Annotated in this window: 13 protein-coding genes; 10 read left to right on the top strand and 3 right to left on the bottom strand. The window is 59.7% G+C overall.

Annotation, left to right across the window (positions count from 1 at the left end; genetic code table 11):
* The first annotated feature begins 109 nt into the window (after window positions 1-109).
* The gene (purT, locus tag LT42_RS11355; RefSeq protein WP_037012449.1) at window positions 110-1,291 is read left to right on the top strand and encodes a formate-dependent phosphoribosylglycinamide formyltransferase; all 1,182 of its coding nucleotides are present in this window, start codon (window positions 110-112) and stop codon (window positions 1,289-1,291) included.
* Window positions 1,292-1,511: 220 nt separating this feature from the next.
* On the opposite strand, the gene LT42_RS11350 is transcribed toward purT, so the two are convergent.
* The 3 genes from LT42_RS11350 to LT42_RS11340 all read right to left on the bottom strand — a co-directional run bounded on the left by LT42_RS11350 (window position 1,512) and on the right by LT42_RS11340 (window position 5,198).
* On the bottom strand, window positions 1,512-2,834 hold the full coding sequence (locus LT42_RS11350) for an MFS transporter (RefSeq protein WP_037012448.1): 1,323 nt from the start codon (window positions 2,832-2,834) through the stop codon (window positions 1,512-1,514).
* Window positions 2,835-3,134: 300 nt separating this feature from the next.
* Window positions 3,135-4,373, bottom strand: coding sequence for a transporter associated domain-containing protein (locus tag LT42_RS11345; protein ID WP_037012446.1), 1,239 nt, complete (start codon window positions 4,371-4,373; stop codon window positions 3,135-3,137).
* Between the two features lie 12 nt (window positions 4,374-4,385).
* Window positions 4,386-5,198 carry a cytochrome C assembly family protein gene (locus tag LT42_RS11340; protein WP_037012445.1) on the bottom strand — a complete coding sequence of 271 codons (813 nt, stop codon included), beginning with the start codon at window positions 5,196-5,198 and terminating at the stop codon, window positions 4,386-4,388.
* A gap of 273 nt (window positions 5,199-5,471) precedes the next feature.
* Between LT42_RS11340 and ffh the strand changes: the two genes are divergently transcribed.
* From ffh to thrC, 9 genes are all read left to right on the top strand, one after another.
* Entirely contained in the window at window positions 5,472-6,848 is a 1,377-nt protein-coding gene (gene ffh / locus LT42_RS11335) for a signal recognition particle protein (protein WP_037012444.1), read from the top strand.
* 247 nt (window positions 6,849-7,095) lie between these two features.
* Window positions 7,096-7,347, top strand: coding sequence for a 30S ribosomal protein S16 (gene rpsP / locus LT42_RS11330; RefSeq protein ID WP_037012442.1), 252 nt, complete (start codon window positions 7,096-7,098; stop codon window positions 7,345-7,347).
* A 5-nt stretch (window positions 7,348-7,352) separates the two neighbouring features.
* Window positions 7,353-7,889: a ribosome maturation factor RimM gene (rimM, locus tag LT42_RS11325; protein ID WP_037012440.1), complete on the top strand. Its 537-nt coding sequence runs from the start codon at window positions 7,353-7,355 to the stop codon at window positions 7,887-7,889.
* Between the two features lie 3 nt (window positions 7,890-7,892).
* A complete protein-coding gene (trmD, locus tag LT42_RS11320) occupies window positions 7,893-8,645 on the top strand; it encodes a tRNA (guanosine(37)-N1)-methyltransferase TrmD (RefSeq protein WP_037012439.1) in 753 nt (250 codons plus the stop codon).
* Between the two features lie 43 nt (window positions 8,646-8,688).
* A complete protein-coding gene (rplS, locus tag LT42_RS11315; RefSeq protein ID WP_037012438.1) occupies window positions 8,689-9,039 on the top strand; it encodes a 50S ribosomal protein L19 in 351 nt (116 codons plus the stop codon).
* Window positions 9,040-9,169: 130 nt separating this feature from the next.
* Complete coding sequence (gene xerD, locus LT42_RS11310) at window positions 9,170-10,066, top strand: site-specific tyrosine recombinase XerD (protein WP_037012436.1); 897 nt, start codon at window positions 9,170-9,172, stop codon at window positions 10,064-10,066.
* 167 nt (window positions 10,067-10,233) lie between these two features.
* Window positions 10,234-10,974, top strand: coding sequence for a bifunctional protein-disulfide isomerase/oxidoreductase DsbC (gene dsbC, locus LT42_RS11305; RefSeq protein WP_037012435.1), 741 nt, complete (start codon window positions 10,234-10,236; stop codon window positions 10,972-10,974).
* A 132-nt stretch (window positions 10,975-11,106) separates the two neighbouring features.
* Complete coding sequence (locus tag LT42_RS11300) at window positions 11,107-12,411, top strand: homoserine dehydrogenase (RefSeq protein WP_037012433.1); 1,305 nt, start codon at window positions 11,107-11,109, stop codon at window positions 12,409-12,411.
* 152 nt (window positions 12,412-12,563) lie between these two features.
* Window positions 12,564-13,973: a threonine synthase gene (gene thrC, locus LT42_RS11295; protein ID WP_037012431.1), complete on the top strand. Its 1,410-nt coding sequence runs from the start codon at window positions 12,564-12,566 to the stop codon at window positions 13,971-13,973.
* The last annotated feature ends 90 nt before the right edge of the window (window positions 13,974-14,063 follow it).

Here is a 14,063-nt window from a genome sequence, read left to right as displayed (position 1 = left end):
GCGCTGCTGCATCCCTTTGCCTTGCCAACATGGTAAATTGCGCGCCTTTCTCCCCTGCGGTTGCTTGCACACGGCGAGCGACCCTCGACCTGCTCCACGAGGACCTGAGATGACTCAAATCGGAACTCCACTGTCGCCGACCGCGACCCGCGTTTTGCTCTGCGGTTGCGGCGAGCTTGGCAAGGAAGTGGTGATCGAACTGCAACGTCTGGGCGTTGAAGTGATCGCCGTCGACCGTTATGCCAATGCTCCGGCGATGCAGGTCGCGCATCGCAGCCACGTTATCAACATGCTCGACGGCGCGGCGTTGCGTGCGGTGATCGAGTCCGAGAAGCCGCATTACATCGTCCCGGAAATCGAAGCCATCGCCACGGCGACGCTGGTCGAGCTGGAGTCCGAGGGCTTCACGGTCATCCCGACGGCTCGTGCCGCACAGCTGACCATGAACCGCGAAGGCATCCGCCGCCTGGCCGCTGAAGAGCTGGGCCTGCCAACCTCGCCTTACTACTTCGCCGACACGTTCGAAGACTACAAGCAAGCCGTTGAAGACCTGGGCTTCCCGTGCGTGGTCAAGCCGGTCATGAGCTCGTCGGGCAAGGGCCAGAGTTTGCTGAAAACCGACGCTGACATTCAGAAGGCCTGGGACTACGCCCAAGAGGGCGGTCGCGCCGGCAAAGGTCGAGTCATCATCGAAGGCTTCATCGACTTCGATTACGAGATCACCTTGCTGACCGTGCGCCATGTCGCTGGCACGACGTTCTGTGCACCGGTTGGCCACCGTCAGGAGAAGGGCGACTATCAGGAATCCTGGCAGCCACAGGCCATGAGCCCGGTGGCGTTGGCCGAGTCCGAGCGAGTGGCCAAGGCCGTGACCGAAGCGTTGGGCGGCCGAGGCCTTTTTGGCGTCGAGCTGTTCATCAAGGGTGACCAGGTCTGGTTCAGCGAAGTGTCGCCGCGTCCCCACGACACCGGTCTGGTGACATTGATTTCTCAGGACCTGTCGCAGTTTGCGCTACACGCCCGCGCGATTCTGGGCCTGCCGATTCCGTTGATCCGCCAGTTTGGCCCATCGGCCTCGGCAGTGATTCTGGTAGAAGGCCAATCCACGCAGACCGCGTTTGCCAATCTGGAGCAGGCGCTGAGCGAGCCGGACACCGCGCTGCGTCTGTTTGGCAAGCCAGAAGTCAACGGTCAGCGGCGCATGGGCGTGGCGCTGGCGCGTGACGAGTCGGTTGATGACGCCCGGCGCAAGGCCACCCGTGCTTCGATGGCCGTGAAGGTTCAGCTTTAAGCGTCAACTTCGAACAAAAAACGGCGTCCTCACAGGCGCCGTTTTTGTTTGATAGCTGTGCGCACGAAGACGTTGGATCAAACCTGCCTATGTCACCCGCTACCTGCTGACAGTGTGGGAGCGCGCTTGCCCGCGAATGAGGTGTGTCAGGTTCATAAGCGGTGACTGATACACCTCGTTCGGGGGCAAGCGCGCTCCCACACGTACGTTTCCGGTGGGCTCAGGCAATCGTATCCAGGTCCGCGTGCCGGGTTTCTTTCAGGCACAGCACGGCAATCACGCTGATCAGCGCTGCTGCCGAAACATAACCGCCCACCCAGCTCAACCCGCCCATTTCCACCAGCTTTTGTGCGAAGAACGGCGCGACAGAGGCGCCGACGATGCCGCCGATGTTGTAAGCCGCGGACGCGCCGGTGTAGCGAACGCGCGTGGGAAACAGCTCTGGCAGCATTGCGCCCATGGGCGCAAACGTGACGCCCATCAGAAACAGCTCGATGGACAGGAACAGCGTCACCGCCCACGTGGTGCCGTGGGTCAGCAACGGCTCCATCAGGAAACCCGACAGAATGGCCAGCACGCCGCCGACAATCAACACCGGCCGGCGGCCAAAGCGGTCACTGGCCAGTGCGGAAAGCGGCGTCGCAAGGGCCATGAACAGCACGGCGAAACACAGCATCGCCAGGAACGATTCCCGACTGTAGCCCAGCGTCTTCACCCCATAGCTCAGCGAAAAGACCGTCGAAATGTAGAACAGCGCATAGCACACCACCATTGAGGCTGCTCCCAACAGCATCGGTGCCCAGTACTGCGCGAACAGCTCGGCGATGGGCAGCTTTACGCGCTCGTGGCGGGCAATGGCTTTGGCGAAGACAGGTGTTTCCTCAAGCTTCAGGCGCACATACAGGCCGATAACGACCAGCACGGCGCTGAGCAGAAACGGCACGCGCCAGCCCCAGGAGCGAAATTGCTCGTCATCCAGCGTCATGGCCAGCGTCAGAAACAGCCCGTTGGCGGCAAGGAAACCGATCGATGGGCCCAGTTGGGGAAACATGCCAAACCAGGCTCGTTTGCCTTTGGGAGCGTTTTCGGTCGCCAGTAAGGCGGCTCCGCCCCATTCACCGCCAAGGCCCAGGCCCTGACCGAAGCGCAGCACACAGAGCAGGATCGGCGCCCATGATCCGATGGCATCGTATCCCGGCAGCACGCCGATCAACGTCGTACAGACCCCCATCAGCAGAAGCGAGGCGACCAGCGTCGATTTCCGACCGATGCGGTCGCCAAAATGGCCAAACAGCGCCGAACCCAGCGGGCGAGCAAGAAACGCGATTCCGAACGTCAGAAAAGCCGACAGCATCTGCGCGGTGCTGGACGTTTGCGGGAAGAACACCGGCCCGATCACCAGCGCAGCGGCTGTGGCGTATACGTAAAAATCATAAAACTCGATGGCCGTGCCGATAAAACTGGCGGTGGCAACGCGCGCTGCGGAGTTGGCCGGGCGGGCCTCGCTCTGCTCGCGGGCGGGAAGGGCGGAAGTAGTGGTCATGCGGAGATCCCTGGCAGTCGTATCGCCTGTCAGCGGGGAACGAACATCCGTACGCGCGCTGTGGCAATCGTTATTTATTGTTGGGTCCAGCGCTGAACAGACTAGCCCGGATGCGGGCAAAGGCGCGTGGCGAGCTCGGGATCGGAGCGCAGGCCAGGGTCGCGTGAGCGGTCAGGCTGTGTGACTGGCCGGATCGCGCATTGTGCGGGTAGCACGCGGATCGGCGGGGCTGGGTAAGCGGATCGATTATAGGAAGGGGATCGGCGCCGAAACAAGTGTTTCAGCGCGCCGCTGCATGCCTCAGATCACGTCCTTGGTACGTGTGTTCAGCCACATCAGCACACGGCTGACGCGATTGTCTTCGGTCTCGAGGATTTCCAGGCGGTAGGGGCCGATTTTCAGGCACACCGAACTGCTGGGAATCGTCTCCAGCGCTTCGGTGATCAGACCATTGAGGGTTTTCGGACCGTCGGAGGGGAGGTGCCAGGCAAGGCTCTTGTTCAGATCGCGAATCGACGCCGCACCGTCGATCACCAGACGGCCGTCAGGTTGGGGCTGAATGTGCGGGTTGTCGATGGCCTGCTCGCTTTCGAATTCCCCGACGATTTCCTCAAGAATGTCTTCGAGACTGACGATGCCCAGCACTTCACCGTACTCGTCGACCACCACGCCCATGCGTCGCTGCTGCTTGTGGAAATTGAGCAGCTGCATCTGCAGCGGCGTGCTTTCGGGCACAAAGTACGGCTCATAACATGCCGCCTGCAGCGCCTCTTTGGTCAGCTCGTTGCGGGGCAACAAGTGGCTGACCATCCGCGTATTGAGGACCCCTTCGACCTGATTGATGTCGTTGTGATAGACCGGCAGACGCGTGTGGCGGGAAATGATCAGCTTGTCGGTGATCTCTTCGATCGTGTCATCGAGGTTGATGCCGTCCACTTCGCTGCGCGGCACCAGGATGTCATTGACGGTCATGGTGTCGAGCGCATGAATGCCAGAGATGATGTGGGCGCGGCCGAACTGACTTTCGTTGTCCTGATAAACCGGCGGTCGCTGGTCGTCCTCATCATCGACGCTGTCAGCGCGACGCCTGGACAGAAAAGGACGCAACAACAGTTTGGCGATGTTTTTGTAGAGCCAGGTCAGCGGTTGCAATATCCGAACGGGGATGCGCAACACGTTGTTGCCCAGCAGCAGAATCGCTTCAGGCCGACGCGCCGCCAGCTTTCTCGGGATGAACTCGGTCACCACCACCAGCGCGCTGGCAACACCCATCCAGGCCAGCAGCGGGGCATGAACATAGCCCTCGCCAATGGCAAGCAGGGTGGCGAGCACGGTGATGAGGACTTTGAGGAGCGTATTGCCGAGGATGAGGCTGTTGAGGTTGAACGCGAGTACCGGCCTGGCCGGCTCGCTGGAGCGTGGATTGACAGGCATGGCGCGCAGATTGTGGTGCGCAGCCTCGACCGCTCCCAACAGCCCCGACCACAGGGTAAGCAGGGCAAGGAGCGTGAGCATTGAGCCGGCCGGCAGGTTTTCCATGATCAATGCCCGTCAGATGTGCAGGATGTATTCACGGACGAGCTTGCTGCCGAAGTAAGCCAGCATCAAGAGTACAAAACCGCCCAGCGTCCAGCGAATCGCCTTGTGCCCGCGCCAGCCCAAATGATGACGGCCCCACAACAGAACGCTGAAGACGACCCACGCCAGGATCGACAGCAGCGTTTTGTGCACCAGGTGTTGAGCAAAGAGGTTTTCGACGAAAAGCCAGCCGGAAATCAGCGACATCGAGAGCAAAACCCAGCCCGCCCAGAGGAAGCCGAACAACAGGCTCTCCATGGTTTGCAGGGGTGGGAAGCTTTTTATCAGGCCCAGGGGATGCTTGTTCTTGAGCTGGCGGTCCTGCAGCAACAGCAACAAAGACTGAAACACGGCGATGGTGAACATGCCGTAAGCGAGGATCGACAGCAGAATATGGCTGATGATGCCGTGCTCTTCGATGATCGGCTGCAGGGTGCCGGCCGGTGCGAACTGCGCCATCAGCGTGGTCAGCAGCCCCAGCGGGAACAACAGAATCAGCAGGATTTCGACCGGTAGCCGGATGCACGCGAGCATGGTCACGATGATCACGGCAACGGCGATCAGGCTGGCGGCGCTGAAAAAGTCCAGGCCCAGACCGATGGGACGTACCAGTTGACCAAACAGCGCGCTGGCCTGGCAGGCGACGGCCAGAGTGCCGACCAGGCACAGCAGCCATTTGTCGGCCTTTTTGCCCTGACGCAGGCGCGCACCTTGGTAGACGGTCGCAGCGGCGTAAAAGACAGCGGCGGCGAGGCTGAAGAGCAAACTCGGTGACAAGGGGAACATAGATCCTGTTGGGCGTGCCCGAAAGGCGCTGAGTTTGGCATATAACCCGCAAGTCACGAAAGACCAGAGAAGCAGACGCCGTAGTGTCCGTGCGCGGGACTCTTCGCTATAATCCGCGACCTGCTCAAGCCACAGGCTCGCCGACCGCTGTTTCAGCCGCGTTTATAGTGCTTCTATAAACAGCAGGCGCCGCGATTTCGGCGGCCGACTGGAAAGGCCGTTACGGGCCGGCCCGCACTATTCGGTGTTCAGCACGAACCCAAAGGATCACGCATGTTTGAAAATCTGACAGATCGTCTCTCGCAGACGCTGCGCCAGGTCACTGGCAAGGCCAAGCTGACCGAGGACAACATCAAGGACACTCTGCGTGAAGTGCGTATGGCGCTCCTTGAAGCCGACGTCGCCTTGCCGGTCGTCAAGGACTTCGTCAATCGCATCAAGGAACGCGCCGTCGGCACCGAGGTGTCGCGCAGCCTGACCCCGGGCCAGGCGTTCGTGAAGATTGTCCAGGCCGAGCTTGAAGAGATGATGGGGGCTGCGAACGAAGAGCTGACCCTCAACGTCACGCCGCCGGCCGTCATCCTCATGGCGGGCCTGCAGGGTGCGGGCAAGACCACCACGGCCGGCAAGCTCGCCAGATTTTTGAAAGAGCGCAAAAAGAAAACCGTGATGCTGGTGTCGGCGGACGTCTATCGTCCCGCCGCAATCAAGCAGCTTGAAACACTGGCCAACGACATCGGCGTGACGTTCTTCCCGTCCGACATCATCCAGAAGCCGGTGGACATCGCCGAAGCGGCCATCAGGGAAGCCAAGCTCAAGTTCATTGACGTGGTGATCCTCGACACCGCCGGCCGTTTGCACATCGATGCCGAAATGATGGGCGAGATCCAGGCGCTGCACGCTGCGGTCAAGCCTGCCGAGACGCTGTTCGTGGTCGACGCCATGACCGGCCAGGACGCCGCCAACACCGCCAAGGCGTTCGGTGACGCGTTGCCGTTGACCGGCGTGATCCTGACCAAGGTCGATGGTGACGCCCGTGGCGGTGCTGCGCTGTCGGTGCGTGCCATTACCGGCAAGCCGATCAAGTTCATCGGTATGGGTGAGAAGAGCGAGGCGCTCGAGCCGTTCCACCCGGACCGTATCGCGTCGCGCATCCTGGGCATGGGCGACGTGCTCAGCCTGATTGAGCAGGCCGAGCAGACCCTCGACAAGGACAAGGCCGACAAGCTGGCCAAGAAGCTGAAGAAGGGCAAGGGTTTCGACCTCGAAGACTTCCGCGATCAGCTGCAACAGATGAAAAACATGGGCGGCCTCGGCGGGCTCATGGACAAACTGCCGAGCATCGGCGGCGTCAACCTGTCGCAAATGGGTAATGCCCAGAGCGCCGCTGAAAAGCAGTTCAAGCAGATGGAAGCCATCATCAACTCGATGACCCCGGCCGAGCGTCGCGACCCCGAGCTGATCAGTGGTTCACGCAAGCGCCGCATTGCCATGGGTTCGGGTACTCAGGTGCAAGACATCGGTCGCCTCATCAAGCAGCACAAGCAGATGCAGAAGATGATGAAAAAGTTCTCGACCAAGGGTGGCATGGCCAAAATGATGCGCGGCATGGGCGGAATGTTGCCCGGCGGCGGTATGCCCAAAATGTAAATTGCATCGCGCGGGCTCAGGGCCCGCGCGTTCCTCTTTGGGGCAACCGTCCCGATGGCTTGCTCAGGCAGGCGTTCAACGCCGTCGTAATTGGCGGTTCCATGGCAGATCTTTGGCAGTCCTTCGGCGCATGCCGGAAAAAGTCATTTGCAAATATCCGGATATTCCTTAGAATATGCGGCCTTTCGGGCACCCATGCCCGCTGTGCATCTTAGATTTGCAGCACCGACTACAGGAAAATTGTTCAATGCTAACAATCCGTCTTGCCCTTGGCGGCTCCAAAAAGCGCCCGTTCTACCACCTGACTGTGACCGACAGCCGTAACCCACGCGACGGTTCCCACAAGGAACAAATCGGTTTCTTCAACCCGGTTGCCCGTGGTCAGGAAATCCGTCTGTCCGTGAACCAAGAGCGTCTGGCCTACTGGCTGAGCGTTGGTGCACAACCTTCTGAGCGTGTTGCTTCGCTGTTGAAGGAATCTGCCAAGGCTGCGGCCTGAGCAATATGAACGCGACGCCAGCTTCTGCCGACGATCTGATCGTCATCGGCAAGATTTACTCGGTACATGGCGTTCGCGGCGAAGTGAAGGTGTATTCCTTTACTGATCCGACTGAAAACCTGTTGCAGTACAAAACCTGGACGCTCAAGCGCGAAGGCAATGTGAAACAGGTCGAGCTGGTCAGTGGACGTGGGAACGACAAGTTCCTGGTCGCGAAGCTCAAGGGTCTTGATGACCGTGAAGAAGCACGTCTTCTTGCGGGTTATGAGATCTGCGTGCCACGCAATCTGTTCCCTGAATTGACCGACGGCGAGTACTACTGGTACCAGCTTGAAGGTCTGAAGGTCATTGACGGACTTGGGCAGTTGCTCGGGAAGGTCGATCATCTTCTGGAAACCGGCGCAAACGATGTAATGGTGGTCAAGCCCTGCGCAGGCAGTCTGGATGATCGCGAACGCCTTTTGCCCTATACGGAGCAATGTGTGTTGGCCGTCGATCTGGTTGCAGGCGAGATGAAGGTGGAATGGGACGCGGATTTCTAAGCAATGGCCAGCCTGCGCATAGAAGTCATCACGCTGTTTCCCGAGATGTTTTCCGCCATCAGCGAATACGGCATTACCAGCCGTGCGGTGAAACAGGAGCTCTTGCAGCTCACCTGTTGGAATCCGCGGGATTACACCACTGATCGACATCACACTGTGGACGATCGCCCGTTTGGCGGTGGCCCTGGCATGGTGATGAAGATCAAGCCCCTGGAAGACGCGCTGGCTCAGGCCAGGCAAGCAGCGGGGGAGGCGGCGAAGGTGATTTACCTGTCGCCCCAGGGTCGCAAGCTGGATCAGTCTGCGGTCCGCGAACTGGCGCAGGAAGAAGCACTTATCCTGATTGCCGGTCGCTATGAAGGCGTCGACGAGCGTTTTATTGAGGCTCATGTCGATGAAGAGTGGTCGATTGGCGACTATGTGTTATCTGGCGGTGAGCTGCCGGCCATGGTCCTGATAGATGCGGTTACGCGACTGCTGCCTGGAGCTTTAGGGCATGTAGATTCCGCGGAGGAAGACTCCTTCACGGATGGTCTGCTGGATTGCCCGCACTACACCCGACCGGAGGTGTATGCGGATCAGCGTGTTCCCGACGTATTGCTAAGTGGCAATCACGCACACATCCGGCGTTGGCGTTTACAGCAGTCCCTTGGGCGGACCTATGAACGACGCGCCGATCTTCTGGAAAGCCGCTCGCTTTCTGGAGAAGAGAAGAAGCTGCTGACGGAATATCTCCGTGAGCGGGACGATAGTTAACGTATCGATGGTAAATCCAGCTGATTTACCTTAGGAGCACAGCATGACTAACAAAATCATCCTTGCACTCGAAGCAGAGCAGATGACCAAAGAGATCCCTCCCTTTGCCCCGGGCGACACCATCGTCGTTCAGGTGAAAGTGAAGGAAGGCGACCGCGCTCGTCTGCAGGCGTTCGAAGGCGTTGTTATTGCCAAGCGTAACCGTGGCGTGAACAGTGCTTTCACTGTTCGTAAAATCTCCAACGGTGTTGGCGTTGAACGTACTTTCCAGACCTACAGCCCGCAAATCGACAGCATGGCTGTGAAACGTCGCGGTGACGTTCGCAAGGCCAAGCTGTACTACCTGCGTGACCTGTCCGGTAAAGCAGCTCGCATCAAGGAAAAACTGGTTTAATCCCAGTCTTCCAATGCGAATGAAAAAGCAGCCTACGGGCTGCTTTTTTGCTTTCTGGCATTCGGTTTTTGTCCTGCTCGGTCAGGTATGAAAAACTGCCCGTCGCCCTCTGCCATTCAAGTAAGAACCCATGCCCGCCATTGACCATCCCATGATCGACCGCTTTCTGGACGCCCTTTGGCTGGAAAAGGGGCTCTCGGACAACACCCGTGGCGCCTATCGCAGCGACCTCGCGCTGTTCAACGGGTGGCTTCAGGAGAAAGGCGTCGACTTGATGAGCATCAGTCGTGAAGCAATTCTCGATCACCTGGCGTGGAGGGTCGACAACGGCTACAAGCCACGCTCGACAGCTCGATTGCTTTCCGGCGTGCGCGGCTTCTATCGCTACCTGCTCAGGGAAAAGCTTATCGCCATCGACCCGACGCTGCAGGTCGACATGCCGCAGTTAGGCAAGCCGCTGCCCAAATCCCTGTCCGAAGCAGACGTCGAGGCACTGCTGGCCGCGCCCGATTTGAGTGACGCTATTGGCCAGCGCGACCGAGCGATGCTGGAGGTGTTGTACGCCTGCGGTCTGCGGGTTACCGAGCTTGTCAGCCTGACACTGGAACAGGTCAACCTGCGTCAGGGCGTATTGCGCATCATGGGCAAAGGCAGCAAGGAGCGGTTGGTCCCTATGGGCGAGGAGGCTATCGTCTGGGTTGAGCGATACATGCGGGACGCTCGCCACGAGTTGCTCAACGGGCGGCCCAGCGACGTGCTGTTTCCCAGTCAGCGTGGCGAACAGATGACCCGCCAGACCTTCTGGCATCGCATCAAGCATCAGGCCAAGGTCGCCGGCATCGGCAAATCCCTGTCTCCGCACACCCTGCGGCACGCCTTCGCCACTCACTTGCTCAACCACGGCGCTGACCTGCGCGTGGTGCAGATGCTTCTGGGCCACAGCGACCTCTCGACGACGCAAATCTATACCCACGTAGCGCGCGCCCGGTTGCAGGAAATGCATGCGAAGCATCACCCGAGGGGGTAGCGGACTTCATGAATTTACGACCTGTCTTACATCAGCGAGCGTCGGCCTTCCCGGCCTTATGTGATAGGCTTTGCCGGTTTCGCAGATCAAGGCCCTGAAAACATCCCGGTGATGTCCCGCCGCCCGTTTTCAGCCCGGCCCGTCTGCTCACCGCTCGAGGAGTTTTCATGCGCGTCACTCGTTTTCTCGGTGCTGCCGTTGTAGCGCTGGCCAGCTCTTTCAGCCTTTTTGCCCACGCCGACGAGGCGTCCGACAAAGCCATCCGCAAGACCCTGGAGTCTCTGAACCTGGAGATCCCTGTCGAAAGCATTGCCAGCAGCCCGCTGAACGGCCTCTATGAAGTCAATCTGAAGGGCGGACGTGTGCTCTACGCCAGTGCTGACGGGCAGTTCGTCATGCAGGGCAATCTGTATCAGATACAGGGCGGCAAGCCGGTCAACCTGACCGAAAAAGTCGAGCGTCAGGCGATCTCGAAAACCATCAACGGTATTCCGACGGCCGAGATGGTCGTCTATCCCGCCATTGGCGAAACCAAGTCCCACATCACAGTGTTCACCGACACCACCTGCCCGTACTGCCACAAACTGCACGAGGAAGTACCGGAGCTGAACAAGCGCGGTATCGAGGTGCGTTACGTCGCATTTCCGCGGCAGGGGCTGGGTTCGCCGGGCGACGAGCAACTGCAGGCCGTGTGGTGCTCCAAGGACCGCCGCGGTGCCATGGATCGCATGGTCGACGGCAAGAATATTCAGGCGCCCAAGTGCGACAACCCGGTTACCCGCCAGTTTGAAATCGGCCAGTCAATCGGTGTGAACGGTACGCCGGCGATCGTGTTGGCAGACGGACAGTTGATTCCGGGCTACCAGCCTGCGCCGCAAGTGGCCAAACTGGCGCTCGGCGCCAAGTAATCCGGTCTGTCGCAGCCTCCTGCGACAGACCCTGAAGCGGCTTTTATGACGCGCTTCGTCAATAGCAGGCCGTGTTGATCGCGGCTGATTTCACGGCCGGCCTTGCGTCGGCCGTTTTATGGGGAGTTCATAGTGAAACCGGTCAAAGTAGGCATCTGTGGGCTGGGTACTGTCGGTGGCGGTACCTTCAATGTGCTAAAGCGTAACGCCGAGGAAATTGCCCGCCGTGCCGGGCGTGGAATCGAAGTGGCGCAGATTGCCATGCGTACGCCAAACCCCAATTGCCAGATTACCGGTACCCCGACCACTGCCGACGTTTTCGACGTGGCGAGCAACCCTGAAATCGACATCGTCATCGAGCTGATCGGTGGCTACACCGTCGCCCGCGAACTGGTGCTCAAGGCCATCGAAAACGGCAAGCACGTCGTCACGGCCAACAAGGCGCTGATTGCTGTACATGGCAACGAGATTTTTGCGAAGGCCCGGGAGAAGGGCGTGATCGTCGCCTTCGAAGCAGCAGTGGCTGGCGGTATTCCGGTGATCAAGGCGATTCGCGAAGGCCTGTCGGCCAATCGCATCAACTGGGTGGCCGGCATCATCAATGGCACCGGTAACTTCATCCTCACCGAGATGCGCGAGAAGGGCCGCACCTTCCCGGACGTTCTTGCCGAAGCGCAGGCGCTGGGCTATGCAGAGGCCGACCCGACCTTTGACGTGGAAGGTATCGATGCAGCGCACAAGCTGACCATCCTGGCGTCCATCGCCTTCGGTATTCCGCTGCAGTTTGACAAGGCCTACACCGAAGGCATCACCAAGCTGACTACCGCCGACGTCAATTACGCCGAAGCGCTGGGTTATCGGATCAAGCACCTGGGCGTCGCCCGCAGCACGCCGAGCGGCATTGAGCTGCGCGTCCACCCGACCCTGATTCCGGCTGATCGTCTGATCGCCAACGTCAATGGTGTGATGAACGCGGTGATGGTCAACGGCGACGCCGCCGGTTCCACCTTGTTCTACGGCGCGGGTGCCGGCATGGAGCCTACGGCGTCGTCGGTTGTGGCTGATCTGGTCGACGTGGTCCGTGCGCTGACCACTGACCCGGAGAATCGCGTACCGCATCTGGCCTTCCAGCCTGACTCACTGTCGGCTCATCCGATCTTGCCGATCGAAGCGTGCGAAAGCGCTTACTACCTGCGGATTCAGGCCAAGGACCATCCTGGCGTGCTTGCACAGGTGGCGAGCATTCTGTCCGAGCGCGGCATCAACATCGAATCGATCATGCAGAAAGAAGTCGAAGAGCATGACGGTCTGGTGCCGATGATTCTGCTGACCCATCGCGTGGTCGAACAGCGCATGAACGATGCGATCGAAGCGCTGGAAGCGTTGCAGGATGTCGCCGGGCCGGTTGTGCGAATCCGCGTCGAGCATCTGAACTGAGACGAGCCGCAAGCTTTAAAGCGGCAAGCTGCAAGTAACAGCAAACTTATATCGCGGTGAGCTTCGGGCCCCGGGCGGTAGGTCAAAGACGAAGCGTTTTGACTTGCAGCCTGCCTTTCGGAGCTTGCCGCCCAAACCGAAGGTTTGAAAAAATGCGCTATATCAGTACCCGCGGCCAGGCGCCGGCCTTGAATTTTGAAGATGTATTGCTGACCGGTCTGGCCAGCGACGGCGGCCTGTATGTTCCGGAAAACCTGCCGCGCTTCACGCAGGAAGAGATCGCGTCGTGGGCCGGGCTGCCGTATCACGAACTGGCCTTTCGGGTGATGCGTCCGTTCGTGACGGGAAGTATCCCGGACGCGGACTTCAAGAAGATTCTCGAAGAGACCTACGGCGTGTTCTCCCACGCCGCCGTGGCACCGCTGCGTCAGCTCAACGGCAACGAGTGGGTGCTGGAGCTGTTCCATGGCCCGACGCTGGCGTTCAAGGATTTCGCCCTGCAGTTGCTGGGGCGCCTGTTGGATTACGTGCTCGAGAAGCGCGGCGAGCGCGTGGTGATCATTGGCGCCACCTCGGGTGATACCGGGTCGGCCGCTATCGAAGGCTGCCGCCGCTGCGACAACGTCGATATCTTCATCCTGCATCCCCACAACCGCGTGTCCGATGTTCAGCGCCGCCAGATGACCACCATCTTCGGCGAGAACATCCATAACATCGCGATCGAAGGCAACTTCGACGACTGCCAGGAAATGGTCAAGAACAGCTTCGCCGATCAGAGCTTTCTGAAAGGCACACGTCTGGTGGCGGTGAACTCGATCAACTGGGCTCGGATCATGGCCCAGATCGTTTACTACTTCCACGCAGCCCTGCAGTTGGGTGGCCCGGCGCGCTCGGTGGCGTTCTCGGTGCCCACCGGTAATTTCGGCGACATCTTCGCAGGCTACCTGGCGCGCAACATGGGCCTGCCGATCAGTCAGCTGGTGGTTGCCACCAACCGCAATGACATCCTGCACCGCTTCATGAGCGGCAACCAGTACGTCAAGGAAACCCTGCACGCCACCCTGTCGCCGTCGATGGACATCATGGTGTCGTCGAACTTCGAGCGTTTGTTGTTCGATATGCACGGCCGCAATGGCGCGTCGATAGCCAGCCTTATGGACAGCTTCAAGCAGGGCGGCGGTTTCAGCGTCGAAGACGAGCGCTGGACCGAGACCCGCAAGCTGTTTGATTCGCTGGCGGTCAGTGATGAGCAGACTTGCGAAACCATCGCTGAAGTGTTCGCCAGCACTGGCGAATTGCTTGACCCGCACACAGCCATCGGCGTCAAGGCCGCGCGAGACTGCCGCCGCAGCCTGGACACACCGATGGTGATTCTGGGAACCGCGCACCCGGTCAAATTCCCGGATGCGGTGCTGAAGGCCGGTGTAGGAAAAGCGCTTGAGCTGCCTGCACATTTGTCTGATTTGTTTGAGCGAGACGAGCGTTGCACCGTACTGCCGAATGACCTTAAAGCCGTCCAGGCCTTTGTCAGCCAGCATGGGAATCGTGGCAAGCCTCTCTGACCGTATCGCCGTGTAACAAACAAGACCCGCCCCGCAGCGGGTCTTGTTTTATCTGCGTGCCACACTTCCGAAGAATTTCAATTTTCGGAT

Source organism: Pseudomonas lutea, assembly GCF_000759445.1.
GTDB lineage: Bacteria > Pseudomonadota > Gammaproteobacteria > Pseudomonadales > Pseudomonadaceae > Aquipseudomonas > Aquipseudomonas lutea.
This window is presented reverse-complemented; position numbering and strand designations above follow the sequence as displayed.